This is a genomic window from Pseudoduganella sp. jia 12 (genome assembly GCF_055502675.1).
Genome location: NZ_JBUXKP010000003.1, coordinates 179048 through 205058, shown reverse-complemented (window position 1 = coordinate 205058; position 26011 = coordinate 179048). Strand labels below are relative to the sequence as shown.

The 26011-nt window shown below is 66.6% G+C and carries 24 protein-coding genes; 11 read left to right on the top strand and 13 right to left on the bottom strand.

The window, feature by feature from the left end; genetic code table 11:
* Window positions 1–6: 6 nt before the first annotated feature.
* Both tssM and tagF read left to right on the top strand, forming a co-directional pair.
* A complete protein-coding gene (tssM, locus tag ACY65G_RS06945) occupies window positions 7–3447 on the top strand; it encodes a type VI secretion system membrane subunit TssM (protein WP_464996637.1) in 3441 nt (1146 codons plus the stop codon).
* Window positions 3444–4145, top strand: coding sequence for a type VI secretion system-associated protein TagF (tagF, locus tag ACY65G_RS06940; protein ID WP_464996636.1), 702 nt, complete (start codon window positions 3444–3446; stop codon window positions 4143–4145). Before tssM ends, tagF begins: the two co-directional genes overlap by 4 nt.
* Here the strand turns inward: tagF and ACY65G_RS06935 are convergent.
* The 5 genes from ACY65G_RS06935 to ACY65G_RS06915 form a co-directional block, all read right to left on the bottom strand.
* Window positions 4126–5550 carry a serine/threonine-protein kinase gene (locus tag ACY65G_RS06935; protein ID WP_464996635.1) on the bottom strand — a complete coding sequence of 475 codons (1425 nt, stop codon included), beginning with the start codon at window positions 5548–5550 and terminating at the stop codon, window positions 4126–4128. The two genes, tagF and ACY65G_RS06935, sit on opposite strands and share 20 nt — an antisense overlap.
* A complete protein-coding gene (locus tag ACY65G_RS06930) occupies window positions 5543–6424 on the bottom strand; it encodes a Tll0287-like domain-containing protein (RefSeq protein WP_464996634.1) in 882 nt (293 codons plus the stop codon). Before ACY65G_RS06930 ends, ACY65G_RS06935 begins: the two co-directional genes overlap by 8 nt.
* 1 nt (window position 6425) lies before the next feature.
* A complete protein-coding gene (locus tag ACY65G_RS06925; protein WP_464996633.1) occupies window positions 6426–7328 on the bottom strand; it encodes a FecR family protein in 903 nt (300 codons plus the stop codon).
* A 102-nt stretch (window positions 7329–7430) separates the two neighbouring features.
* A complete protein-coding gene (locus ACY65G_RS06920; RefSeq protein ID WP_464996632.1) occupies window positions 7431–7826 on the bottom strand; it encodes a DoxX family protein in 396 nt (131 codons plus the stop codon).
* A 29-nt stretch (window positions 7827–7855) separates the two neighbouring features.
* On the bottom strand, window positions 7856–8560 hold the full coding sequence (locus tag ACY65G_RS06915; RefSeq protein ID WP_464996631.1) for an RNA polymerase sigma factor: 705 nt from the start codon (window positions 8558–8560) through the stop codon (window positions 7856–7858).
* A 659-nt stretch (window positions 8561–9219) separates the two neighbouring features.
* Here ACY65G_RS06915 and ACY65G_RS06910 point away from each other — a divergent pair.
* Window positions 9220–10002 carry an alpha/beta fold hydrolase gene (locus ACY65G_RS06910; RefSeq protein ID WP_464997053.1) on the top strand — a complete coding sequence of 261 codons (783 nt, stop codon included), beginning with the start codon at window positions 9220–9222 and terminating at the stop codon, window positions 10000–10002.
* A 61-nt stretch (window positions 10003–10063) separates the two neighbouring features.
* Here the strand turns inward: ACY65G_RS06910 and ACY65G_RS06905 are convergent, their stop codons facing one another.
* From ACY65G_RS06905 to ACY65G_RS06895, 3 genes are all read right to left on the bottom strand, one after another.
* Window positions 10064–10909: an alpha/beta fold hydrolase gene (locus ACY65G_RS06905; protein ID WP_464996630.1), complete on the bottom strand. Its 846-nt coding sequence runs from the start codon at window positions 10907–10909 to the stop codon at window positions 10064–10066.
* A gap of 164 nt (window positions 10910–11073) precedes the next feature.
* Window positions 11074–12168, bottom strand: coding sequence for a GAF domain-containing protein (locus tag ACY65G_RS06900; RefSeq protein WP_464996629.1), 1095 nt, complete (start codon window positions 12166–12168; stop codon window positions 11074–11076).
* A gap of 54 nt (window positions 12169–12222) precedes the next feature.
* The gene (locus ACY65G_RS06895; RefSeq protein ID WP_464996628.1) at window positions 12223–13179 is read right to left on the bottom strand and encodes a hypothetical protein; all 957 of its coding nucleotides are present in this window, start codon (window positions 13177–13179) and stop codon (window positions 12223–12225) included.
* 257 nt (window positions 13180–13436) lie between these two features.
* Here ACY65G_RS06895 and ACY65G_RS06890 point away from each other — a divergent pair, with 257 nt between their 5' ends.
* Entirely contained in the window at window positions 13437–14210 is a 774-nt protein-coding gene (locus tag ACY65G_RS06890; protein ID WP_464996627.1) for an alpha/beta fold hydrolase, read from the top strand.
* Between the two features lie 6 nt (window positions 14211–14216).
* Here ACY65G_RS06890 and ACY65G_RS06885 read toward each other — a convergent pair whose 3' ends face one another.
* Entirely contained in the window at window positions 14217–15137 is a 921-nt protein-coding gene (locus tag ACY65G_RS06885) for a LysR family transcriptional regulator (RefSeq protein WP_464996626.1), read from the bottom strand.
* A gap of 103 nt (window positions 15138–15240) precedes the next feature.
* On the opposite strand from ACY65G_RS06885, the gene ACY65G_RS06880 reads away from it, so the two are divergent.
* From ACY65G_RS06880 to ACY65G_RS06855, 6 genes are all read left to right on the top strand, one after another.
* Window positions 15241–15567, top strand: a complete 327-nt coding sequence (locus tag ACY65G_RS06880) for a nuclear transport factor 2 family protein (RefSeq protein WP_464996625.1) — start codon at window positions 15241–15243, stop codon at window positions 15565–15567.
* Window positions 15564–16343 (top strand): SDR family oxidoreductase, encoded by a 780-nt coding sequence (locus ACY65G_RS06875; protein WP_464996624.1) that lies wholly within the window; start codon window positions 15564–15566, stop codon window positions 16341–16343. Before ACY65G_RS06880 ends, ACY65G_RS06875 begins: the two co-directional genes overlap by 4 nt.
* 93 nt (window positions 16344–16436) lie before the next feature.
* Window positions 16437–17411, top strand: a complete 975-nt coding sequence (locus ACY65G_RS06870) for a LysR family transcriptional regulator (RefSeq protein WP_464996623.1) — start codon at window positions 16437–16439, stop codon at window positions 17409–17411.
* 164 nt (window positions 17412–17575) lie between these two features.
* Complete coding sequence (locus tag ACY65G_RS06865) at window positions 17576–19189, top strand: GMC family oxidoreductase (RefSeq protein WP_464996622.1); 1614 nt, start codon at window positions 17576–17578, stop codon at window positions 19187–19189.
* Between the two features lie 65 nt (window positions 19190–19254).
* The gene (locus ACY65G_RS06860; RefSeq protein WP_464996621.1) at window positions 19255–20130 is read left to right on the top strand and encodes an alpha/beta fold hydrolase; all 876 of its coding nucleotides are present in this window, start codon (window positions 19255–19257) and stop codon (window positions 20128–20130) included.
* Window positions 20131–20185: 55 nt separating this feature from the next.
* Window positions 20186–20659, top strand: a complete 474-nt coding sequence (locus tag ACY65G_RS06855) for a hypothetical protein (protein ID WP_464996620.1) — start codon at window positions 20186–20188, stop codon at window positions 20657–20659.
* On the opposite strand, the gene ACY65G_RS06850 is transcribed toward ACY65G_RS06855, so the two are convergent.
* The 4 genes from ACY65G_RS06850 to ACY65G_RS06835 form a co-directional block, all read right to left on the bottom strand.
* Window positions 20599–22230: a methyl-accepting chemotaxis protein gene (locus ACY65G_RS06850; protein WP_464996619.1), complete on the bottom strand. Its 1632-nt coding sequence runs from the start codon at window positions 22228–22230 to the stop codon at window positions 20599–20601. The genes ACY65G_RS06855 and ACY65G_RS06850 overlap by 61 nt on opposite strands.
* A gap of 483 nt (window positions 22231–22713) precedes the next feature.
* Entirely contained in the window at window positions 22714–23172 is a 459-nt protein-coding gene (locus ACY65G_RS06845; protein WP_464996618.1) for a hypothetical protein, read from the bottom strand.
* A gap of 186 nt (window positions 23173–23358) precedes the next feature.
* The gene (locus tag ACY65G_RS06840; protein WP_464996617.1) at window positions 23359–24018 is read right to left on the bottom strand and encodes a hypothetical protein; all 660 of its coding nucleotides are present in this window, start codon (window positions 24016–24018) and stop codon (window positions 23359–23361) included.
* Window positions 24019–24150: 132 nt separating this feature from the next.
* Window positions 24151–24654 (bottom strand): GNAT family N-acetyltransferase, encoded by a 504-nt coding sequence (locus ACY65G_RS06835; RefSeq protein WP_464996616.1) that lies wholly within the window; start codon window positions 24652–24654, stop codon window positions 24151–24153.
* Window positions 24655–24939: 285 nt separating this feature from the next.
* Between ACY65G_RS06835 and ACY65G_RS06830 the strand changes: the two genes are divergently transcribed.
* Window positions 24940–25911 carry a DNA/RNA non-specific endonuclease gene (locus ACY65G_RS06830; RefSeq protein ID WP_464996615.1) on the top strand — a complete coding sequence of 324 codons (972 nt, stop codon included), beginning with the start codon at window positions 24940–24942 and terminating at the stop codon, window positions 25909–25911.
* The last annotated feature ends 100 nt before the right edge of the window (window positions 25912–26011 follow it).

The window sequence follows — 26011 nt, the reverse complement described above, 5'->3', positions numbered from 1 at the left end:
AACGACATGAACCGATTCCTTTCCCATTGGCCGGGCAGGCCACCGATGCTGGTGGCGGGCCTTGTTCTCCTGCCTGTCCTGCTGGCGTGCCTCGTCTGGTTCGAGGCGCCGTTCCTCCAGGTCGGCGGCCGGGCACCATTCGCCTCCGCCGTTAGCCGCTGGCTGCTGATGGCGGTGCTGGCGCTGCTGGCCGCCGGCTGGATCGGCTGCCGGGCGTGGCTGGGGCGCCGCCGGCACGATGCCCTGGCCGACGGCGTGACGGCGCCGTCGCACCAGTCGCCCCAGGGCGCGGACGATGCCGCCGCCGCGGACCTGGAAGTGCTGGGCCGGCGCATGCGCGAGGCGCTTGCCGTGCTGCGCTCGGCCAATCCGGGCTGGCGCATGCGCCGGCAATACCTGTACGAACTTCCCTGGTACATGTTCGTCGGGGCGCCCGGCAGCGGCAAGACGACGGCGCTGACGCGCTCCGGCCTGCGCTTCCCGCTGGCCGAGGCGCTGGGGCCGGACGCGGTGGGCGGCATCGGTGGCACGCGCCACTGCGACTGGTGGTTCACCGACGAAGCCGTCATGCTCGACACGGCCGGCCGCTACGCGACCCAGGACAGCCAGGCCGGCGTCGATCGCGCCGCGTGGAATGGCTTCCTGGCACTCCTGAAGAAATACCGGCCGCGCCGGCCGATCAACGGCGTGATCCTGGCCATCAGCGTGGCCGACCTGCTTCAGCAGGGCCAGGCGGGGCGCGAAGCCCATGCACGGGCGATCCGCATGCGCATCCAGGAGCTGCAGGACCGCCTCGGCATGGCCCTTCCCGTGTACGTGATGGTGACCAAGAGCGACCTGCTGGCCGGGTTCGGGGAATTCTTCGCGCCGCTCGGGCGCGAAGAGCGTGCGCAGGTGTGGGGCATGACGTTCCCACTTGCCGGCGGCGGCATGGCGGCCCCCGCACTGGAAGCATTCGCCACCGAATTCAGCGCGCTCGAAGAGCGCCTGCAGGAGCGCCTGCTGGAACGGCTCCAGCAGGAACGCGACCTGGCGCGCCGCGCGCTGATCCACGGCTTCCCGCAGCAGTTTGCCGCGCTCGAGGCCGTGCTGGAAAATTTCCTGCGGCTTGTCTTCACCGGCAACCGTTTCGAGCAGCCGGCGCTGCTGCGCGGCGTGTATTTCACCAGCGGCACCCAGCACGGCACGTCGATCGACCGCGTGATGGCGTCGCTGGCGGGATCGTTCGGTCTCGGCAACCGGGCATTGCCGCCGGCGCCGGACAGCGGCCGCAGTTTTTTCGTGACGCGCCTGCTGCGCGAGGTGGTGTTCAGCGAAGCGGGGCTGGCCGGCCTGAACGCCCGGGCGGCGCGCCGGCGGCGAATGGCGAACGCAGCGCTGCTGGCGGTTGCGGCGGCGCTGGCGTTACTGCTTGGCGCGGCACTGTGCACCAGCTACCTGCGCAACGACAGGCTGGTGGAGCGCTCCGGCGCGGCCACCGATGCGCTGGCGCGGCTGATCGCCACGACGCCCCCCGAAGGCGATGAGCTGGCCGTGCTGCCGCTGCTGGACGCGGCGCGCGCGCTGCCGGCCGGCGATGCCGAACGGGAGCGTGCCGTACCGCTGCTCGACCGCATGGGCCTGTACCAGGGCGAGAAGCTCGGCGATGGCGCCGTCGCGGCGTACCGGCGCCTGCTGCGCAGCGTGCTGCTGCCGCGCATCGTCGCGCGCATGGAGGACGTGCTGCGCGGCGGCGCGGCGGGCGACCAGGATCTGCTGTACGAAACCCTGCGCGCGTACCTGATGCTCGGCCAGCGCCAGCACTTCGACGCGGCCGCCGTGCAGGCATGGGTCGAAGCGGCGTGGCGCCAGCGTCTGCCGCAGGGGAGTGGCGCGCGCGAGCTGCACGCGCACCTGGCCGCGCTGCTGGAGGACGACAGCGCGCCTGATCCGGTGCAGCTCGATGGGCCGCTGGTGGAGCAGGCCCGGCGCGTGCTGTCCGACGTACCGCTGGCCGAGCGACTGTACAGCCGCATGAAGCGCCAGCTGGAACGCGAGCAGTTGCCGGCGTTCACGGTCAATGGGGTGCTGGGGCGCGACGGTTCCGGCGTGCTGGCGCGTGCCGGCGGCGCATCGCTGTCGACCGGCGTGAGCGGTATGTACAGCGTTGCCGGATACCGCCGCTTCCTGGCGATACATGCGCAGGCGGGAAGCGCGATCGCGCGCGACGACTGGGTGTTGGACCGCCAGCAGGGTGCGGCGGGCGAAACCGATGCAGGCGCCGTCCGCGCAGCCGTGCTGCAGCGGTACCACGAGGATTATGCGCGCGCCTGGGACGGGTTCCTGGCCGACCTGCGGCCGGCGCCGCTCGCCGACCTCGACAGCGCGGCGCGGGTCAGCAATGCGCTGGGCGGTGCAGGCTCGCCTTTGCGGGCACTGCTCGCCGGCGCGGCACGCGAAACGGCGCTGGGCGCGATCGCCGGCGCCGCCGGCGGCAAGTCCGATAGCGCGGTGCCGCATCCGGTAGACCGGCACTTCGCACCGCTGCACCGGCTGGTGGCGGGCCCGGCGCCGACACCGCTCGACCAGGTACTGGCGCTGGTCAGGGATGCCGCGCTGTACTTCGACTCGGCCGCCATCGCGCGGCGCAGCGGCGCCCCGGCGCCGGCGCCCGGCGTCCTGCTGCAACTGAAGCGGGCCGGCGAAGGGCAGGCCGCGCCCCTGCCGGCGATCCTGCAAGGCATCGCCGAGGCGGGCAACGGCCTGGCGCAGGGCGGCGAGCGTGACAGGCTGGCGGCGCTTTGGGAAGGCGGGCCGGGACAGTTCTGCCGCGCGGCCATCGCCGGCCGTTACCCGCTGGACCGCGGCAGCCCGCGCGATGTCACAGCGGACGACTTCGCCAGATTCTTCGCACCGGGCGGCATGCTCGATGGCTTCTTCGCGCAGGAACTGGCGCCGTTCGTGGACCGCGCCGGTCCGCGCTGGCGCTGGCGCGCGACGGCGGGGCCGGCGCGCGTCTCGCAGGCGGCGCTGGATGCATTCCAGCGCGGCGCCAGGTTGCGCGACATGTTCTTCGCCGCCGGCGTCGCTGCGCCATCCCTGCGGTTCACGTTGCGGCCGCTGCCGCTGGACCCCGGCATCGCATCGCTGATGCTGGAGATCGACGGCCAGCAGGTGCAGGCCACCCGCGGCCAGGCCGGGCGCGCGGTGTCGCTGGCGGTTCCCGGCAGCGGCGGCCAGGCGCGGCTCACCGCGGTGCCGGCAAGCGGCGCCGAGTTGCGCACCGAGGGCTTGTGGGCCTGGCTGCGCCTGATCGATCGCGCCGCGCTTGACGTGATGCAGGCCGAACGCTACCGGCTGGAGTTCAGCGTCGATGCCCGCAAGGCCGGCTACGAGCTGACCGCCGGCAGCGTAATCAATCCGTTCCGGCGCGACGCGACGCAGTTCGCCTGCCCGCCAGGCCTGTGACGGCCGGCATCGGGGATATCGGCTGGTACGGCAAGGTCGCCAGCCTCGGCGACTTCACGCTGCGCGGCCTGCCGCCGGAATTCGTGCAGCCATGGGATACGTGGCTGCAGCAAGGGATGCGCGACAGCCATGCCCGGCTTGGCGAAGACTGGATCGCACTGTATCTGCATGCGCCGGTATGGCGTTTCGCGCTGGCCCCCGGAGTGTGCGGCCGTGCGGCGGTTGCGGGCGTCCTGATTCCGGGCGTCGACCGGGTCGGGCGCCACTTTCCGCTGACCGTCGCTGCAATGCCCGACGACGGCGCCGCGCTGCACGGACTGGTAGGCGCCGGCGCGGCATGGTTCGACTCGCTGGAGGCACTGGGCGTGGATGCGATGCGCGGCACGCTCCCGCTGGCCGCCCTGGGTATCGCACTGGAAACGCTGGCGCCCCCCGCCATGGCGCACGCACCGGAACCGGAACCGGAGCAGGGACCGGAGCCGGAGGTGGCCTGGGTAGCGCTCGATGCCGGACACGCCGCCGCGGCGGCGCTGTCACGCATGCTGCCGGTCTCCGGCCTGGCCGGGCGGGCGGTCTTCTGGACAGAAGGTACGCCGCACATGGCGCCCGCGCTGCTGGTCAGCGCGGGCCTGCCGCCTGCCTGCCGGTTCGGCGCGATGCTGGGCGCACCGCAGGAAGCTACGGCGCCTGGCCGGTGAGCGCGCGTGCCCGTTCGACGAAGCGGGCACGCGCCGCCGGCATATCGATCTGCGGCGCGACCAGGTCGAGCAGCGCCTGCCGGCCGGCCGCGCGTGGCAGGGCGCGCTTGACGACGATGCGCGCGATGGGACCGATTTCCTCCGCCAGCAACGCCGCCACCGCAGCGCCGAAATCGGCCCCTGGCGGCTGCGTGTCGTCCCCCTGCACGGTGGCGCCGGGCTGCGTTCCGCCGCCAGTGCGCTGGGCCGCATCGAGGGTCTTTGCCAGCGCCGCCAGTTCGGCCGCGAAGGCGGCGCGTGCCGCCGGCGACGGGATGTGCGGCAGCAGGCGTTCGCACAGCGTGCCGAAGTCCGGGGCGGTGGCCGCCAACCGGCGCAGCAGCAGGCTGGCCAGCGGACCGATCTGCGCAGCCAGCAAGGCTTCGAGCTGCGGCAGTGCCGTCATCTTCCATCCGGTCAGCTCGGCCGTCGCCTCCCGCGCGGCGGATGTGGCGGCGCGGGCCGCCATGGCGGCGGTGCCGGCCAGCAGCACGGTGGCGTCAATGTCGGCGGGCACGGGGATGACCGCCGTGGCGCCATCGCACGCGGCCTCATGCAGCGCTTGTGCAAAGTCGGCGGCCACGGCGAAGCGCGCGGCCGGTTCCCTGGACAGCGCGCGCATCACGACTGCGTCGATGCCGGCGCCAAGCGCGGCGTTCCAGTGCGAAGGCGGCGGTGGCGTCTGGGTGAGCACCTGCTGCATCACAGTGGCGGCCGAGCCGGAGAACGGCCGCTGGCCCGTCAGCAGCTGGTACAGCACGACGGCCGCCGAGAACAGGTCGCTGCGCCCATCCACGGTATCGCCGCGGAACTGCTCGGGCGACATGTAGCTGGGCGTGCCGAGCATCGCGCCGGTCTGCGTCAGCGTCGAGGACTCGATGCGGGCGATGCCGAAATCGCCGACCTTGATGCGGCCATCGGGCGTCACCAGCAGGTTGGCCGGTTTGATATCGCGGTGCACGACGCCGCGCGCATGCGCGTAGCCCAGCGCGGCGAGCAGGTCGCCCATCCATGCCGCCACCTGCGCCGGCGGCAGCGGTGCGCCGGCCACCAGGTCCGACATGGGGCAGCCATCGATGAATTCCATCGCGATATAGGCCAGGTCGTCGGTCTCGCCGTATTCGTGCACCGCGACGATATGCGGATGCATCAGCCTGCCCGCGGCCTGCGCCTCCTTGCGAAAGCGCTGCAGCATCTCCTGCGCCTGCTCCGGGTCGGCCACGGCGCGGTGCACGGTCTTCAGCGCCAGCGTGCGTTCGATCAGCGGATCGAAGGCGCGGTAGACCACGCCCATCGCGCCGCGCCCCAGGATGGCATCGAGTCGGTATTTGCCGATCTGGCGCGGCAGGCCGGCCAGCTCATTCATCGAGCATTTTCATTGCGCTGCCAAGGCTGGTGCGCATCCGTTCGAACGCGCGTGCCAGTCCGGCCAGTTCGTCGCTGCCGCGCGTATCGATGACGGCCGCGCCGGCGCGGCCCAGGCTGACATCGTCGGCCACGCGCGACAGCTTGCGCAGGCGCCGGGTAACGAAAACGTGCACCATCACGTTCAGTGTCACGAACAGGAACGCGAAGATCGCCAGCAGCGACCACAGCGACGTCTGCAGCAATGTGCGGGCGCGCTGCAACGGCACTGCCATCGGTACCGAGACGATCTGCGCGCCGACGGTCTCGCCCAGTTTCCAGCCGAAGCCGTTCTCGCGGCCATAGATGTCGAGCATCGTGTCGGGCGCGTCGGCCGGCGTGCCGTGGCATGCCAGGCAGGCGCTGTCGCGGATGCGGATCGGGCGTGCCACGTACAGCGCCGCACCGGACGGGCCGGCCCGTTCGCCGACCAGCTCCGCCGTCCCTTGTTCGCCGCGCAGCCGGTTCACCAGCGGCACCTCCCAGTCCGTGGCGCGGTTGCGCGGATTGGTGGGGTTCAGCGTGGCCTGCTTGTAGGTGTAATCAGGATAGGCCTTCAGCAGCTGGTTCAGGTGCTCGATCGCAGCGAAGGTGGGCACGGCCTCCGGCAGGAATTCGAACTTGAGCCGGTTTTCCAGCAGCGGCGTGACGTGCGCGCTGGCGTACTTGCCGGCGGCATCCGACGCCTGCAGGAGCAGGCGCGCATGCTGCAGCGTTTCTTCACGGGCATTCGCCACCAGCATGTCGTTCGTGACGAAGCCCGCGGCGCAGAACCCGGCGATGGAGACGGCAAGGAAGACCAGGTTGAACCTGGCGGCAATCGAGTGGATTTTCATCTCAGAACAGGTGGTTGAGCGGCGTCGCGGTGCGGCTGCGGGTGATGTCGCGCCGGCGCATCGCCGCGCGCCATTCCGGTTGATTGTCGAGCAGGCTTTCGGCTTCCGCGCGGAACGTGCCGTCGGCCAGCCGCGCGGCGAACTGGCTGGCCAGTTGCTGGCGCACATCCGCGCCGGCATCGCGCCACGCGACGATATCGGCCGCGGCGATCTCGCGCTCCGCCTTGGCGCTGGAGCCCGGCGCCAGCGCGGCGACCGCGACGAGCGGGTCGAGGAAGGCGCGCGGCATCTGGCCGATGAACTGGCGCGGCGGGCGCGGCGCAGTCTGCAACGGTCCGGCGAGCGGCCCGGCTGCCTGCCGCACGGCGTACTGCCCGCTGCCGATCGGGGCCTGCGCGGTGCCCGCGGCCTTGTCGGCCGCCGCCACGGTACCGTTCTCGACCAGCAGCTCGGTACGGTCCGCAGTCAGGTGCACGATGCCGCTGGCGCCTCGCGCCTGCAGGACCAGCGTGCCCGCGTCGAATGACAGCTGGCCGCCCGTCGGGGCGGTGGTGGCGAACTTGCCCCAGCCACGCAGCAGGCTGGCGCCCGGCAGGCCGGTCGCGTTCCGCACCAGTACGCTGCTCGCCGGGCCCAGCGCCAGCCGCGTGCCGTTCGGCCATTCGATCTGCGCCGGATGGGCGATGGACTCGACGATGTCGCCGGCCTGCAGCCGGACACCGGAAGACGCCTGGTACACGGTGGTCTTGCGGATCAGGCGCAGCGGCTGTTCGGCAAACGAGATGACGGCCTGCTGCGCAAGGGACGGCGCGGCTGGCAGCAGCAACGTCGCCGCCAGCGCGCAGCCCGCGATGGCGCTGGCCAGCCGGCGCCGGGCGCCGCGAAATGGATGGAGCAGGGACATAAGCGATGCCTGGTGGTTGACTCACTCACCATGTACGCGCGGCAAACGCTTCCGGATGCAGCCGCCGTAGTGGGGATCGCTGCCCGCGCCAGGGCAGTCCTGTCAGGCTGCCCTGGCGCAGGCCAGGCGCTGGTCGATGCTCCACGCTCCGGCGCCGAAGGCGAGCACCTGCAACAGACCGCCCGCCAGCGCGAGGTTCTTCAGCAGGTGGATCATCTGGTTCGGATCGTCGGTGGCGCCGTGGAACAGAAAGCCGGCGACCAGCGTGAAGACGGCGAGGCCGGCCGCCGCGGCGCGGGTCCGGAAACCGAAGGCCAGCATCAGGCCGCCGCCCAGCGTAATGGCGATGGCCACCACCAGTCCCGCGCCGGGAAAGGGCAGACCGACCGATTCGATCGCGGCGGTCGTGGCTTCCGGCGTGGCGATCTTGTGCAGGCCGCTGAAAATGAAGATGGTGGCCAGCAGCAGCCGGCCGATGGCGGGAGTCAGGTGTCGCATTGGAGGGCTTTCGTTAAACAAGAAATGGATCAGGAAAACTGCGGGTCGCCCAGTTCGCGCGGGCGGCGTGGCGCTTCGCCGGCGATCGGCTGGACCGGGACGGCCCGGTCCCTTCGTCCGGCAGGCGAACGTGGCTCCGGCATGCCAGCCGATTCCTGCACCAGCGTTTCGCGCAGGCGCGCCATGCCGCGGCGCAGCCAGCTCTTGACGGTGCCGAGCGGCGCGTTCATGTGCGCCGACAGCTCGGCATGCGGCATGCCCTGGCCGAAGGTCAGCGCGATGCTTTGCCGCTGCGCCGGCTCCAGCCCGGCCAGTGCCGCGGGCAGGCGCTGGCGCAGCGTGGCATGAAAGGCCTGCCGGATCGGGTCGGACATGTCGGCGTCTTCCAGTGCCAGCTCGGCAAGCCAGGCCACTTCCGCGGCGGCTTCGGTGCGCTGCTGTTCGATCCGGCGACTGCGTAGCTGCGACAGCGCGCCGTTGCGGACGATGGCGATCAGCCACGTCATCGGGCTGCCTTCGCCGGGCCGGAAGCGCTGCGCATGCGTCCAGATATTGACGTAGGCATCCTGCAGCACTTCCTCCGCGCACGACGGGGTGCCCAGCAGCCGCAAGGCAACGTGGTACAGGTATTGGTGGGTGAGCGCATGGAGCCGGGTAAAAGCGCGCTCGTCGCCGGCACCGCTCGCAACGAGCAGCTCGGCAAGAAGAGTCCTGCGGTCGGTCATCATATTCATGGCGCGAATCGTGCCGCAGATGCGTACCCGTGATCCAATCGATTATTCATATGCCTGGCCATTATTAAGGTTGATGCAGGAGAGATCATTGTTTCGATCGTCCCGCGTTATTGATTCATTCAAGTATTCGACCGCAGGTAATAATTGTGTTTGAGAATTATTTATTGCCTATATATCGGCAGATATTCCCGTAATCGATCGCCCGCATCCGCATTCGGTTTTTTGAGAATGCAGCAATGCTGTGAAGAGTTGCCAGATTGACATTGCGACCTTGTTGAAAGTTGGCATTGCCTTAATTCCGAATTTGCCGATTATATCGAAGATATCGAATTTGTGAAGCTTTTGATGCAATTTTTTGGACCGAGACGGGTGCGAAGGGTGGATTCCATGCAAAGGGAAACGGCGAATCGTCATTGGTGTGGTGCGCAATGCGTCCAACGCATTGCCGAGTTCGTAAATAGAGGGGGGTAATGTCCGGCTCCGGAAACACGACCGTCCCGCACGGGAACCGTCGTGGCTGCCTGCCTTTAATCGGACGCTACCTCCAGATCAATCACCACCAAACAAGGATTTCGATGAACGACCTGAATCAACCGGCATTCGCTGCCGTTTCGCACTCGCTGGCCCCGCATCACCACGCGACGATCGGCGGGAAGACCATGGCTTATCTGGATACGGGCAAGGGGTTTCCCGTGCTGCTGGGGCACAGCTATCTGTGGAATGCCGCACAGTGGCAGCCGCAGATCGACCTGCTGTCGCGGCACTTCCGCGTCATCGTGCCGGACCTGTGGGGACACGGCGAGTCGGACGGGCCGCCCGCCGGAACGCAGGCAATCGAGGACCTGGCCGAGCATTACAGGGCACTGCTCGATACCCTGTCGATCGATGCATGCCATGTCGTGGGCCTGTCGGTGGGCGGCATGTGGGCCGAAGCGCTGGCACAGCGCCATCCGCACCGGGTTCGCAAGCTCGTGTTGATGGACACCTTCCTTGGCGAAGAGCCGGAAGCGTCGCGCCTGAAATACATGGGCATGCTCGCCAGGATCGAGCAGGAGCGCACGGTGTCGCCGGAACTGCTGGAAGTGATCGTGCCGATGTTCTTCCGCCCATCGATCGACCGCCAATCGGCGCTGTACAGGAACTTCAGCGAGGCGCTGGCCAGGTTCTCCGCCGAACAGCTATCGGAGAGCATCGTGCCGCTGGGCCGCATCATCTTCGGCCGGCAGGACCGCCTGGCGCGGCTGCACCGGCTGAACGCCGGCCGCACGCTGGTGGTGGCCGGGCAGTACGACATGCCACGCCCCGTCGCGGAGTCGATCGCGATGGCGAACATCATCGATTGCCCGATGACGACCGTGGCGGACGCCGGCCATATCTCGAACCTGGAAAATCCGGCCGCGGTGACCCGCATCCTGCTGAAGTTCCTGCTGGACGAGCGCTGATCCGCGCACGCGATGCAATGCTGGCGCGGCAGCGGAGAAAACCGCGCCGCGCCGGGACCGGTCAGCGCTCCAGTGCCTGCTCTTCCCGATGCTTGCCCGAGCGGCCCGCACCGGACGGTTCGATGTCGGCGAGGAAGCTCGCCAGCAGCGCATTGAACGCCCCGGGATTGTCGCGGAACGGCGCATGGCCGGCGGCCGGCACACGGTAGCACTTGCCCGACCACAGGTTGGCGTAGTCGATGCCGTCGAAGTAATCGAGGTTGATCATCGCATCGCCGGCGCCGTTGACGACGGCCAGCGGTTTGGTGAAATGTTCGACCATCCGCCGCTGGTTGATGCCGGCGCCGGCATGCGCCGCTTCGAACAGGATCCTGCGCGCCCGGCCGTCGGCACGCGCCATGGCCGCGCGCAGCGGCGCGTCGAGCGTGGCGCCGAAGATGGCTTGCCCGAACGCTTCCAGGTCCAGCGCCGACAGGTCTTCGCGCGATCCGTACCTGACGGCCGATCCGGGCTGGAATCCCTCGGCCATGCTGGTGCCGACCGGCGGCGCCCCGCAGATCATGATGCCGCGCACCGACGGCAGGCGCGGTGCCAGTTCCAGCGCGATATGGCCGCCCAGCGACCAGCCGAGCAGCACCGGATCGGCCAGCCCCATGTGGGCAATCACTTCGACGAGCGCGTCCGCGAACCCGGGGCGCGTATAGGTGCGCTCCGGATGCGTGGCATCGGCGGACGTGCCATGGCCCGGCAGGTCGATGGCGACCAGCCGGCGGCTGGCCAGCGCCGTGCTGCCGATCTGGTGCCGGAACACCGCCGAGCTCGAGGAGTTACCGTGAATCAGGACTACGTTGCCGGCACCCGTTCCGGAATCGCTGACCGCGATGGTGCCGTGCGAGGTGGGGATCATGTATGCATGCATCTGTCGAACCATTGCCGTGACCTTCCTGTGATGATGAAGTGGTCACGGTATCGTGCGGCAAGCGCCGCCCGCCGGCCAATCGAATCTGCGTATGGGCGCCTATCGGAATGGCTGATCGGACGCCGGAGCCCGGCTGGGGGCGGGCTTCGGTGTTACTTGCGCCGCACCGTCGACTGGATCGCGCGGCTGATTTCATGCGATGCCTGGCGGGCCAGGCGATCGAGGATCTGCCTGCCGTCGTCGCCCAGCTGGCGCGGCTTCGTGTCGATGACGCACAGCGAGCCCAGAGCGAAGCCCATGTCGTCAGTGATCGGCGCGCCGGCGTAGAAGCGGAAATGCGGCGCATCCACGACGGCGGGGTTGTCGGCGAAGCGTGGGTCCTGGTCGAGTTCGAACACTTCCTCCACGCCGCCCTGCAGCAGCGTGTAATTGCAGAAGGCCCAGTGGCGCGGGGTTTCGCTCAGGTCGAGCCCCACCTTCGCCTTGAACCACTGCTTGTCCTCGCTGATGATGCTGATCAGCGCAACGGGCATCGACAGGCTCAGCGCCGCAAGCTGGGCGATATTGTCCAGCGTTTCATCCTGCGCGCTGTACAGCAGGCCGGAACGGTGCACCGCCGCCAGGCGCCTGGATTCGTTGGCGCCGACCGGAAAGGGCGCATCGAGCAGGGCGGGCGGCAATGGCGCAAGCACGCCGGGCTTCAGCGGCGAAAGCGCGGCCAGTTCCGCGCCCAGCCCGTCCGCCACGTTGCGCAGTCCGATCACCTTGTAGCGCAGGCCGGGGCCCAGCAAGGCATCGATCTGCTCGGCCGGCAGCGATGTCGCGATGACGATCCGCAGCCGGTTCAACACGGGCACATCGTGCAGCGCGGACAGGAAGCCGGGCAGCAGGTCTTCCACCGTTTCCGCGTGGACCACCAGCATGTCCGGCAAGGTCGTGCCGAGCGTGACCGCAGCGGCGACAGGATTGTCGAGGCAGGTGAGGCCCGTGACATTCATCGCGGCGAAGGCGTTCGTCCAGCTCGCGTGATGACGCTTCGGGGCCAGCACCAGCACTTCCCAGCCGGCCTGCTTGATGTCGTGGCCCTGTTCCAGCGTCGCCAGCACGTCGGTCTCGTACATGCGCCGATGGCCGCCGGGCGTTTTCCATGACGGGATCACGCCGCTTTCGATCCACAGTTGCGCCGTGCGGGCCGAAACGCCGAGGATTTTCGCTGCCTGTGCCGTGGTGATGATGGAACTGTTCATGGACGGCAGTATAGCCGATGGCCCGGTATCGAATGGCGTGGTGCCGGACTGCCGTCAGCCACCGCCGCCCTGGTCCAGCACGCGCAGCAGGTCGTCGAGGCCGTGCCGGGTAGTCGCGCGCCGCAGCAGCGCGTCGACATGGACCATGCGTGCCCTGACCGCGGGCGTGTCCAGCGGCGCGAATCGGCTCACCTGGGTGCCGCCGGCGTCGCGCAGGCTGATCGCCAGCCTGCCGCCGTATACCGTTTCGATGTGCCGCCAGGCAACCAGTTCCGCGAAGTCTTCCGCCGCCGCAGCCGTGGCGTACAGGCTGACGAACGGCGTGCGCGACAGCGCGTCATAGACCGCCCCGGCACGCGCCATCGGCAGCGGCTCGGCACGGCGGAACGGGGTGCCGGCCGCCGCGGAGGTCGCCAGCAGCGGGGCCAGCGTGCGGTCGTCGCTCCAGATCCCGTCGACAAACGGACTGGCACGGTCCCCCGCCAGCCGCAAGGCCTTGTCGACGGCGTGGCTGGCTTCGTGCAGCAGCACGTAGGTCAACGCATCGGTGCCGCAGCCTTCCACGGTCACGACCAGCCCGGAGCCGTCGGGCACGAACAGGCGCCGCTCCTTTGCCGTCAGGAAACCGGTCAGCGACTCGTCGAGCAGGCTGGCACGCAGCGTGATGTCGAACTGGCCGGTGCCGGGGACCATCGAGAACAGGCCCGAACCGCTGCCGGGGATGCCATCGACGAAACTGAGGCGGCGCAGCCGTTTTTCCAGCACCAGCCGGTGCAGCGCCGGCAGCGATGCCAGCGACTTCTCGACGCGCAACCGCTCGGCGGGCGTCAGGTGGTGTTGCCGCACGTCGCGCATGCCAGCCGCCGCGAAGCGCTCGATCACTTCCGGTTCCGGGGGCGCGACCCGGCTGGCCAGCGTCGGCCGGGCGGGGTTTGCGTCAATCGCCTGGGCCGGCAGGCCGTGCAGGGCGAGGCCGATATTGACCACGCATGCCAGGAATCTTGTTCGCATGGCTGTTTTCTCTTCCATTGGGATGATTCGCCGGATGGCGGCGACGGGCATGCTGTGAGATACGCCGAGGCGTGCCGGATGGATGCAGGCGGTTCGCCCCGGACGAAAAAAAGTCGACGCATGCCGCATCCGGTTTGCGTTTGCCGCCGTATGTGAAGGATTCGACGGATTGACATGCCTCATCCACCAACGACCCGTATCGGCCAGGGGCGGCCGCTTCGATGCCGGTCCACCACCACAACACAAAGGAGAAATTCATGACTATCGTTTCCCGCCTGCGCACGCTGGCCGTCGCCGCGACCCTGGCCGCCACCGGTCTCCATGCCGGCGCCGCGGAATCCGCCTCCACCAAGCCGTCGGTGGTCATCGTGCACGGCGCCTTCGCGGACGGCTCCGACTGGGCCAAGGTCATTCCGCTGCTGCAGGCCAAGGGCATCAAGGTCACCGCGGTGCAGAACCCGCTGACGTCGCTGGCCGACGATGCCGCGGCGGCGCGCCGCGCGATCGACAGCCAGCCAGGCAAGGTGGTGCTGGTGGGCCATTCGTGGGGCGGCACGGTGATCACGGAAGCAGGACAGCATGACAAGGTGGCGAGTCTGGTGTACGTGGCCGCGTTCGCGCCGGACGCCGGCAAGTCGACCGCCGAAACGGGCGAAGGATTCCCTGCCGCGCCAGGCAGCAAGCGCTTCGTGGCCGACCGGGAAGGGTTCCTCAGCCTGCCGGAAGCCGCGATGCGCGAAGACTTCGCGCAGGACGTGCCCGCGAAGCAGGCGGCACTGATGACGGCGACCCAGGGTCCGATCCAGTCCAAGGCGTTCGGCGAGAAGGTCACCGTCGCCGCATGGAAAACCCGCCCGTCGTGGTTCATCGTCAGCGGCAAGGACCGCATGATCGATCCGGGCCTGCTGCGTGCGATGGCGAAGAAGATCGGCGCGAAGACGACCGAACTGGCGGCGAGCCACGTGCCGCAGCAGTCCCGGCCTGCCGAAGTGGCGGCCGTGATCCTCGACGCGGTGGCGGCCACGAAGTAGGGCCGGTCATTCCGGCAGCGTGACGTCGAGCAGGGCTTCGCCCGCCAGCAAGGTGGCCTGCTCGATCAAGGCGCGCATCTTCGGCTGGTTCTGGCTGCGCATCGGGAAATACAGGTACAGGCCGGACGTTTCCGGCACATGGCCGGCCAGCGTTCGCACCAGCCGGCCATGCAGCACGTCGTCGGCAATCTCGATATCGGGGAGCCAGGCGAGTCCCAGCCCCTTGCGCGCCAGTTCGGCGATCATCTGCGTGTCGTTGGCGCGCAGGGCGGCCTCGGTATCGAGCAGGATCTCGCCTTCATCGCCGGTGAAGCGCCACGGCGGCAGCACCCCTGAGGTGGCAAAGCGGTAACGGATCGTCTGGTGCCGCAGCAGGTCGCGTGGCGTGGCCGGTTCGCCATGCCGCGCGAAATAGTCGGGCGACGCCACGATGGACCAGGACAGCGGCTGGCTGAGGCGGATTGCCACCATGTCCTGCGCGATCGCCTGTCCCAGGCGCACCCCCGCGTCGTAACCGGCCGCCACGAGGTCGACGAGGCCATCGTCGAGCGACAGGTCGAACGTAATGTCCGGATATTTCGCGCGCATGCGCGGCACCAGGTGCCGCGCCAGCAGGAAACCGAAGGCGCGCGGCGCCGTCACGCGCAGGTGGCCGGACGGGCGCTGCTGAAACTTCGCCAGTTCCGAAAAGGCGTCATCGATCTGGCCCACCGCCGGCTTCAGCGCCGACAGCAGGGCCGCCCCGGCATCGGTCAGCAGCACGCTGCGCGTGTTGCGGGTAAATAGCGTCACGCCATGCCTGGCTTCCAGCGCACGGACGCCCTTGCTGACGGCCGTGGGGCTGACACTGAGGCGCTTGGCGGCCAGCGTGAAGCTGCGGTGTTCGGCGACGGCAAGGAACAGCCGGATCAATTCAAGGGAGCTCATCGTTCTCATTATGAACCGTAGGTTCATCGAGCATAGCGGTTTGCATACTTTTTCGCTATGTCCGGCACGCCTACACTGCAGACTCACTTCAAGGAGAAAAACGATGATCAAGTTACCGACCCCAATCGCCGCCTATGTCGAGGCGGCTAATGCACACGACGCGGCGCGCATCGCCGCCTGTTTCGCGCCGGACGGCACCGTTCACGACGAAGGTGCGCTGCTGCGCGGCACCGCCGAGATCGAAGAGTGGGCGCGCGAGTCGTCGGACCGCTACAAGGCGGTCATGGCGCCTGTCGGCATCGTCGAAGCGGACGGCAAGAGCCGGCTGACAGCCACCGTGTCCGGCGACTTCCCCGGCAGCCCGGCCACGCTCGCGTTCCACTTCGTGCTGCGCCCCGAAGGCATCGCATCGCTGGAGGTGACGGCATGAGCGACCTTTCCTTGCAGGGCAAGCATGCCCTCGTGACCGGCGGCACCAAAGGGATGGGCGAGTCGATCGTCCGCGCGCTGGTCTTGCGCGGTGCGAAGGTGATCGCCACGGCCCGCAACCAGCCGGCCGATCCCGTCGACCCGGTGCTCTACCTGCAGGCCGACGTCGGTACCGCCGATGGCGCGGCACACGTGGCCGAGGCAGTGCGCCGCGAATTCGGCCACCTGGATTTCCTCGTCAATAACGTCGGCGGCTCGGCGGCGCCGGGCGGCGGGGCGCTGGCGCTGACCGACGAATTGTGGGACGACGCGATCCAGTCGAACCTGATGGCGGCCGTGCGGCTGGACCGCGCCTTCCTGCCCGGCATGGTCGAGCGGCGCAGCGGTGCCATCATCCATATCACGTCGATCCAGCGGCGCCTGCCCCTGTTCGAGTCGACGGTCGCCTATGCCGCCGCCAAGGCCGCGCTCAGCAACTACAGCAAGTCGCTGGCCAACGAATTCGGTCCGCGCGGCATCCGCATCAACAGCGTCGCGCCGGGCTTCATCGAGACCACCGCCGCACAGGCGTTCATCCAGCGCATGGCTTCGCATCGCGAAGGCACCGAGGAGGACGCGCGCCGCGAGCTGATGGATTCGCTGGGCGGCATTCCGATCGGCCGGCCAGGCAAGCCGGAAGAGGTGGCGGAGCTGGTCGCGTTCCTGCTGTCGCCACTGGCCGCGTCGATCCATGGCGCGGAACTGGTGATCGACGGCGGCACGATTCCCACCGTATGACCCGCATGCCGGACCAATCGCAGCGCTGCCGGCGCGCCACTTGCCGCCGTTGGCGCGCGGCCTTTCCGAACCACGAACGATGGACGACGACCCATGAACAGGCTACTGAACTTTCCACGCGCCCCGGCGCCGCTGCGGGGGGCGGATCTGCCGCTGCTGATCTCGCTGAACGTACTGCTGGAGGAATGCAACGTGACGCGCGCCGCGGCGCGCCTGAATGTCAGCCAGCCCGCGCTGTCGGCGCAGCTGTCGCGCCTGCGCGCGCTGTTCGGCGACCAGTTGCTGGTGCCGGCCGAGAGCGGGCGCGGCCTGGCGCCGTCGCCGTTCGCGCTGAAGCTGCAGCGCCGGCTGCAGCCGGCGCTGGCGGCGCTGACCATGGCAGTGCGTCCCAGGACGGAGGAATTCGACCCCGCCGAAGCGGTGCGCACTTTCACCATCGTCGCCAACAACACGGGCACTGTGGCGATCCTTCCCGGCCTGGCCCGGCAGGTGCATTGCCAGGGCAACCGCCACCTGCGCCTGACCCTGACTGCGCCGGACGAGCGCGAACTGGCAAGCAGCCTGGAGCGTGGGGAAGTGGACCTGTGCTTCGGCGCGGCCTGCCAGCTGCCGCCGGGCCTGCTGAGTTGCGAACTGTTGACGACGCCCTATGTGCTGGTGCAGCGTCACGGCCATGCCCGCGGCACCTCGGCAGTGACGTTCGACGAATACCGCTCCCTGCAACATATCAACGTATCGCCCGACGGCAGGCTGCATGGCGCGCTGGACGAGCACCTGTACCGGCTGGGGCACATGCGCCATACGCTGCTGGCGGTGCGCGACTTCAGCGCCGTCGGCGCGATCGTTGCCGTGAGCGACCTGGTCTGCACAATTCCCGCCTTCCTGGTCCCGTCGCTGCCGCCGTCGGTCGACGTCGTCGACCTGGCCTTTCCCTTCCTGACCTACACCCTGTGCATGGCCTGGCATCCCAGTGCCGATGACGACCCCGGCCTGGCCTGGCTGCGCGCACAAGTACAGGCAGCCATGGCCGGCAGCCCGAAGGCCGCTTCCGGCATGGTATCGGCCTGATCTCGGCGCAGGTATCCATGCGATGGATTGGTGACTATACAAAAAACAAATTGATAGAATCGGAAAAATCGATATAATCGGCAATATCTGCTTGGGATTCAAGCAAGAGCACGCCGTATCCTCGCTGGATGACGGCGCCGTCCATTCACTGAAGAGTACGAAAAATGACCGATACCAATATCACCGACCGCGCATTCGCGGCAGCCGTCCGCGCCAACCAGGACCATCTCTCCACCTCGCAGAACACACGCTTCGACTTCATCGTCTGCGGCGCCGGCTCCGCCGGTTCCGTCGTGGCGGCACGGCTGGCCGAAAATCCCGAAGTGCGGGTACTGCTGCTCGAAGCGGGCGGCAGCGACGAAGTCGACAGCGTGACCGAGCCGGCCCAATGGCCGCTGAACCTGGGTTCGGAACGGGACTGGGGATTCATGGCCGAGCCGAACGAACACCTGGGCGGCCGCGCCATTCCGATGAACATGGGCAAGGTGCTGGGCGGCGGCTCCAGCATCAACGTGATGCTGTGGGCGCGCGGCCACCGGGCCGACTGGAATTACTTCGCCGCCGAAGCGGGCGACGCCGCGTGGAACTACGAGTCCGTGCTGAACATCTACCGCCGCATCGAAGACTGGCACGGCCCCGCCGACCCGGCCTATCGCGGCAAGGGTGGCCCGGTGTATGTGGCGCCGGCACGCGACCCCAAGCCTGCCGCGACGCTGATGCTGGAAGCGGCCCGTTCGCTCGGCGTACCGACTTTCGCCAGCCCGAACGGCGCGATGATGGAAGGCGACGGCGGCGCGGCGATCAACGACCTGCGCATCCGCGACGGCAAGCGCCTGTCGATCTTCCGTTCGTATACGTACCCGCGCATGGCCCAGCGGAACCTGACGGTGCTGACCGGCGCGCTGGTGTCGAAGCTGACCTTCGAAGGCAAGCGCGTGACGGGTATCGACGTCATTCACGACGGCCGGACGAAGACGTTCCATGCCTCGCGGGAAGTCGTGCTGTCGCTGGGCGCCGTCAACACGCCGAAGGTGCTGATGCAGTCGGGTATCGGGCCGGAGCGGGAGCTGCAGCGGCATGGCATCGGCGTTCGCCAGCACCTGCCGGGTGTCGGCCAGAACCACCAGGACCACGTGTCGTTCGGCTGCATCTGGGAATATGCCGAACCGCAGGAGGTCGGCAATGGCGGTTCGGAGGCGACGCTGTACTGGAAGAGCGACGCTTCGCTCGACGCGCCCGACATGCTGCACTGCCAGGTCGAGTTTCCCGTGCCGAGCGCGGAGAACGCGGCACGCGGCACGCCGCAGCATGGCTGGACGATGTTCGCCGGCCTGGCGCACCCGAAGAGCCGCGGCCAGCTGCTGCTTTCCGGCCCCAACGCCGGCGATGCGATGATCATCCGCGCCAACACGCTGTCCGACCCGGACGACGTCACGGCCGCACTGGCCAGCGTGCAGATGTGCCGCGACCTGGGCAATGCCGATGCGTTCCGCAGCCTGGTGACACGGGAAGCCATGCCGGGCAACCTGAACCGGGAAAGCATGGAACGCTACCTGCGCGATGGCGCGGTCACGTACTGGCACCAGTCGTGCACGGCCAAGATGGGGCGCGATGCGATGTCGGTGGTCAATGGCAACCTGGAAGTGTATGGCATCGACGGCCTGCGCATCGCCGATGCGTCGATCATGCCGCGCATCACTACCGGGAACACGATGGCGCCGTGCGTGATCATCGGCGAGCGCGCGGCGGAGTCCATCAAGGCGAAATACGGCATCTGACGGCGTATCGATCGTCCAGAAATCACCGCTGCTTGCGGCGGTCGCCCTGCTCAAGGAAGGAAGTCGTGAAATACCTCGTTTCGTTCGTGGCCGCCGCGCTGTCCGGCATCACCATCGCCGCCGTCGTCACCATCGCCACCGCCAGTCCGGCGACGCCGCGCCATGAAACGCTGCCGGCGGTGCCCTCGTTGCCCGCGCTGTCGCACCAGGGTTATGTCGAACACGCGGGGGCGCGGATCTGGTATGGCATGGTGGGAGCGGGGGACCCGGTGATCCTGCTGCACGGCGGCCGCGCCAGCAGCCTGACATGGGGGCACCAGATCGCCGCCCTGGTGGCCGGCGGGCATCGCGTGATCCTCATCGACAGCCGCGGCCATGGCCGCAGCACGCTGGGCGATCGCGGCCTGTCGTATGCGCTGATGGCGCAGGACGTCGTCGCCGTGATGGACCGGCTACGCCTGCACCGGGCGGCGCTGGCCGGCTGGAGCGACGGCGCCATCGTCGGCCTGGCGGTGGCGCAACGGCAGCCGCGACGCGTCAGCCGGCTGTTCGCGTTCGGGATCAACGTGAACCGGCGCCATCTCGTTGCGCCGGTCGAATCGCCGGTGCTGGCGCTGGTCGGCCCCCGTCTGCTGGCCGACTACCAGGCGGTGGCACCCGATCCGCAGGCGTTCGCCAGGTTGAGCGAAGCGGTCGATGCGATGCAGGGGAAGGAGCCGGACTACAGCGATGCGCAGCTGGCATCGATCCGTGGACCACGTATCGCCGTCGTGGCTGCCGACCACGATGAATTCATCACGATGCGCCATGCCGAATACGTGGCCACCGCACTGCGCGGCGCACGCCTGGTCGTGCTGGACGATGTTAGCCATTTCGCGCCGTGGCAGGATCCGGCCGGATTCAACGCGGCATTGCTCGACTTTCTTGATCGCCAGGATTGAAAAGGCGCTGTTTGCGTTAATTCAGGCAACTCCCAGCTCGTAGTAGAAGGCAAATTTGTTACTACGAACCGCAGCGGCGTATTGGCAAGCCGGCAGTGTGCAAGGCCAGCGTTCATCTGAACGCTGCGTTTGCGGCAAGCCAGCAAAGCTACGGCAGCTGCCGGTTTCGGCCATGGCCGAAACCGGCTTTCACATCGGGCGCTACAAAGTACGAAGCCTGATGCGGCAAGTGGCGTTGAGGCCGGTCTGGAAGCGCAGGTTCGTTCACACGACCGATAGTAAGCATGACTTGCCAGTCGCCGCCAAGGTGCTGAATCGCCAGTTCAATCCACCAGCGCCGAATCTCGCGTACTTCACCGATATTACGTACATCCGTACCGATGCCGGATGGCTGTACCTGGCCATCGTATTGGATCTCGACGCGCGCAACCTGGCCGGCTGGGCAATGGCGCCGTCGGCATTTCGCCGTTACCTGGTTCCGCTGACATGTGACAGCTGCGGGTGGCTTTGCAACCGGCTGGCCTGCTGAGCATTGGCTTGCCGAGTCTCCTCTTGGGGTGCGAGACCAAAGATACTCACGACGGCGGCGAGGGTGGCCGCCTCATCCTGCAGCGCCTGCGCTGCAGCCGCCGCCTCCTCGACGAGTGCGGCATTTTCCTGGGTCGCGGCGTCGATATCCGCAATGGACCGGTTCACGTCCTCGATGCCGGAACTCTGCTCCCCGCTGGCCTTGCTGATATCGGCCATGATCTGCTGTACGCGGTGTACGCTGGCGATGACTTTCCGCATCGTGGCTCCCGCTTCGCCCACCAGTGTGGTGCCTGTTTCAACATTGCCCGATGCGATGTCGATCAGCGTCTTGATCTCCTTGGCCGCCAGGGCACTGCGTTGTGCCAGCGTACGTACTTCTGATGCAACAACCGCAAAGCCCCTGCCTTGTTCGCCAGCACGGGCAGCCTCGACGGCGGCATTGAGCGCCAGGATATTGGTCTGGAAGGCGATGCCGTCGATTACGCCGATGATGTCGGTGATCTTGATGGACGAGGCACGGATGGCGTCCATAGTTTCGACGACCCGATCGACCACCTCGCCGCCTTGGGCCGATACCTGAGATGCGTCCGCCGCAAGAACATTCGCGTGCTGTGCGTTCTCGGCGTTGCGGCCCACCGCGGCCGTCAGTTCCTCCATTGCCAATGCGACCTGCTGCAGTGACGTTGACTGGCGTTCGGTGCGTGTCGACAGCTCGCTGTTGCCGGCGGCAATCTGGGTGGAAGCGCTGGCGATATGGTCGGTTCCTGCCCGCACCTGGTTGACGATACTGGCGAGACTGTCGCGCATGCCGCGAATCGCATGCAATAGGCTGCCACTGCTGCCCCGTGCCTTGACGTTGACCGCCAGCTGGCCCGCCGCGATCCGGCCTGCCACCGCCACTGCGTAGCCTGGCTCGCCACCCAGCTGGCGAAGCAGACCGCAGGTAATGAAAACGGCGATGGCGATGCTCACGGCGAGGGTAAATGCCCCTTGCAGCAGGATGTTGACGAAGGCGTTCTGATAAACGACCGAAGCAGCAGCGTTGGCGTCGTCCGCTTCCGCCTGGACTGCTTTGACCAGCACATCGATGTCCTGAACAATGCGCCGGCGCAGGGGGCTGCATTCTTCGACAAGGAAACGGCCATAATCTTCCATCTGCCCCGCAGTGCGGTACAGCCGTGGCCGTTTCAGTTCTTCGGCCATCGCCAGCAGTCCGCGGCGCATCGTCTGGAAACGCTCGTCGCCGCCGAAGGCGGGGGCCATGGCGTCCAACGTTGCCAAATACTGGGTTCTCTCGCGATCCAAGAGATCCAGCTCCCGCATGGCATCTACCTGTGCCGTGAAAATGTAGCCGTTGCGCGCCGCAAGTCCGGTTTGCGCCAGCGCTTCACGCACCTCGTAGAGAGGCTGCAGCTTATCGTCCGTTATCTGGTTTTGCGCGATGACCGCATGTTCCAGCGCATTGAGCCGCATGAGTGAAAATGTGGCCAGCACGATCATCAGTATGACAATGGTGCCAAACCCGCATGCCAGCTTATGGCCGATCCGCATGCTGCGTGAAGTTTTCATGGATCTCCTCAGATCAAAAATTAATCAGAGAAAATTATGATTGCCCTAGACAAACATGGCTATCCGCAAGTTTTTTTGTTAACAAATTACTTGTAAGTTGTTGGATACGAGTAACAACCAATTTCAAGAGGACTGCTCTCATTGTTGGAACCACAATCGTCCTGGGAAAAGAAGTGTGGGGGCCGCATACTCCAGTTCACTGCGCATTGCGTACGCAGGCGTCGCCACAAAGGTGCTCGAATACACTGTGAGTTACCCTCACGATGACGTCATTCGCCGCAGGATCGCCGGGCGTGCGCTGCGGAGAAGGAAGTCTTTCAACCGCCAAAACCGAAGCTGGAACATCTCGCGCGATTCACTGTGCATCTGGAAGCACCGATCTGGGAGCTGGATTGTGTCCCCAGGAGTGGTGTGCGAGCGTGATTCTTCAAGAACCGGTTCCCCGGACAGTTGATCACGGCGGACAGCCGCGCGTGGTCTGCGTTATCGCGAAGAGGAGGTAGTTGCGCTACTCAACCAAGAGTGCTGGAGAGGGCCGTTTTTTTTCGATCCGAGCACACGTGCCGATATCCAGATGGGGACGCCGGCGTTCCGAAGATATTCGGCAGCGGCATTCGTGCCGAGCATGGACTGGAAGACGATTGCGACCTCTATCCGTTGTGAGCTCAGCGTGTCTGTCCGGCGGTCCAAAGGCGGCAGGACTCGGGCAGGATTGGCGACGGCAGCCCGGCACGCGCCATAGCGGCGATCCTTTCGTCTTACCCTGCCTTCTTTTCCTTGCAGTACTCGCTCGATGACCGGCCCGGGCGTGCCTTCCCGGATCAATACCCAGTAAGCCCGATCGGAGCCGAACATTTTATTAATGTAGATAGCCGCTTCCACATAAGCGGCGCAGACATAGTTCTTCCTGCGGCAATGCGCATAACTTTCGTCTACTGGCATCGGCGCTCCCAGACCGCGACCGGCAATTTTTTCTCGCTGATTGTTTTTTTATGGTGCTCTGCATGTGGAAGCCATTAAAGATATTGTCGCATACGTCGGAAGCATCATGCTAGGCACACTGTTGACTTTTCGCCATACGTCAGAAAATGACCGGCACTGCGATCGTCACGGCGTCGCAGGAAATTGTTACCGGCAAGCTCGGTCCGTTGGCTCGCCCGGAGCCGCGTGCAAGCTCAGGGGAGGAGACCGTCCCGTCTGCATGCCGTGAAAGTGAAATTGACGGGTTGCCGATATATTCTTCAGCACAGCGAACGCTTCCAGCCCCGCCTCCATATAGCGTTGGCGCTGAACTTTCATGCCTCGGCGGGACCCGAATGCGACATTCTGGAACCACCATGCGTCGATGAGCCAACGTTGAACGGTCTTCACAAACAATACTTCCACATCGGGGCAGACGTCCGGCCGGAGCCAGTAGTCTGCACACACATCGAATTGCTGGAGCACGGATGCGGCCATGGGATCATGTTGGTAAGCTTCGACAATGGACGCGACGGGATTCAGATATAACGACCCGAGAAGCATGTTTTCGTCAGCGTCGAATACGCTGAAACCGTAAGCTTCGTCGCGCTCATGCTCGCTGATATGCAGTTTCAGATCGGCCAGGTTCTGCTCCAGCGTGAAATCATTTTCCGGCCAATCGCTGTCACTCCAGCTTTGCAATTGCTGGCGGGAGTGCATGACGGCCTCATAATCGGCGGCATTGTGGGAATGCGATTGACGCTTGAGACAAAATTCGGCGGTAAGGTGGTGATCAGGTACCAGCTTGCGAGCAGGATTGAAAGTCATGTTGCACCTTTCTGGTTCGCTGGAATATGGCATCCCCGTATTCCAGGTCTTCGCCCTGGCTACCGCAAACGATATTGCGCCATGGCCTATACCTGTCTGGAGTGTCCATCCGCATGGAAACCCCGGTGCAGACTAGGGCAAATCAAGCCGGAACAACAGGGAACCGCGGTCCGGATAATCGTAGACGACGGGCAGGTCAGCCTTGTCGATCTGCCTGAAACCCGCCCTTTCGTAGAAAGCATGCGAGCGGGTTGCCACCGCAGGCGTATCGAGCACGATCGTCCGGATGCCGGTCCCGGATGCGAAGCTGATCAGTCCATCGTAGAGCTTGATTGCCGGGCCTTCCGGCACACCACGCTGATCGGAGCGCACAAAGAACTTTTTCAGCACGGCAGTCGTCGCGTCTTCACGTTGCAGGCCGATCGTGCCGACGACCTGCCCGCTTTCGTCCAGTGCCACCCAGAAGCCGCCATCCTGGTCGAGGTAGGAAGACTGGATGGAAAGGATGTCGGGCTGCTCTTCCGCGGAGATGCCGACCCCGGCCTCGACGTTCTGGATATGCAGGATCAGCTCGATGACCTGTGCCTTGAGTTCTTCGCGGAACGGAGTGACGCTGATTGACACTTTGCTGTTCATGAATCGACTTTCCAGTGGTTGTCGTAACGGCCAGGCCAATATACCTCGACAGGCAGTCCAGGCCACCTGCAGCACCATGAGGCCATCGAGCCCGCTGAGCGCAGTTTAACCAGGGTGTTTTGCAGTACGCCTGAATTTGCGCCATGTTCCTTGTCGGGTACGTCGCCCCCCGCGGCCGTGGCAGCCCGGAAACAGCCTCCGCCATTATTGTTGACGCCACGGTGCCGCCTGCCGATACTGGTTGCACGGCCGAGGCCGACACCGGTCTATCCAACTGGAGGCGCGATGCAAAAAATCATCGGGGATTTCGTTTGCACCTACGAGGCCATTCCGGCGGATGAGGATCCGCGCCACCGGGGCAAGCACAGGGTGGTCAGCGTTGCCGCGCCGGTGGTGCGGCGCAAGAAGGTCACGCGCGGCGCCGCACCGGATGCCCTGATCGGATCGATGAAGGTCTATCTCGCCGGCGCACCGAAGCTGCTGGAAATCAGCTACGACAACGGCCACCTGATCGGCCTGTCCCTGGGTGGGCCGGATGACGCGTACAACATCGCGCCGATGTTCGGCTGGTTCAACGAGGTTCTGTACCGCAAGCTGGAACGCGACATTTACGACGACCAGTCGATCAGGGCGATGCAGGTACTGCTCGACTACGATGCCACCCACCAGGCCATCCCGGCCAACGTGCGCGTCCAGGTCAAACGCGCCACGGCACTCGACCCGAAAGCGGAACAGGCGATGTTCATGCCGTTCCGCACGCTGGAGATGAAGGTGCCGGTGGCCGGGCCGTACCCGTTCGACGAGGACGTGCGCAGGGCCGTGGCGGCGATCCTGCCTGCCACGAAGCCCGATGCCGAGCCATATGCCTTCCTGACCCAGCTGGGGGTGTGCGCCGATGCGCACGACGCCAGCGAATTCAGCGAGCGGCAGCGCCACTACATCCTGGCCGCCAATGCGCTGTACACGCAGGCCGTGACGGGCGAGGCCATGCTGATGTCGGACGATCCCGACGATCCGATCCGCACGCTGTCGGTCACGGGTGGCCTGAACCGCCCGCAAGTGGACCACGTGGTGCCGCGCAGCTGGGGCGGCAGCAACGACTTCCGCAATGCTATGGTGCTGAGCAAGACATGGAATGCCCACAAGAGCGCCAAGGTGGAGGCCGACGTGAAGGCGATCCTGCTGGCGGCGGTCGACCAGCGCCCGCGGCGGCAGGCGCAGGCGCAGAAGGGCGCCCACCGCTACCGGCCGTACTGAGCGGCGAATGAAGCAAGGGATTGCGCCTGGCTGGCCGTAACGCCCCGCGAGGGAGCTTGCCGCCTCGGCCGATACCAGCCGGCGTTACGCTGGCATGCAA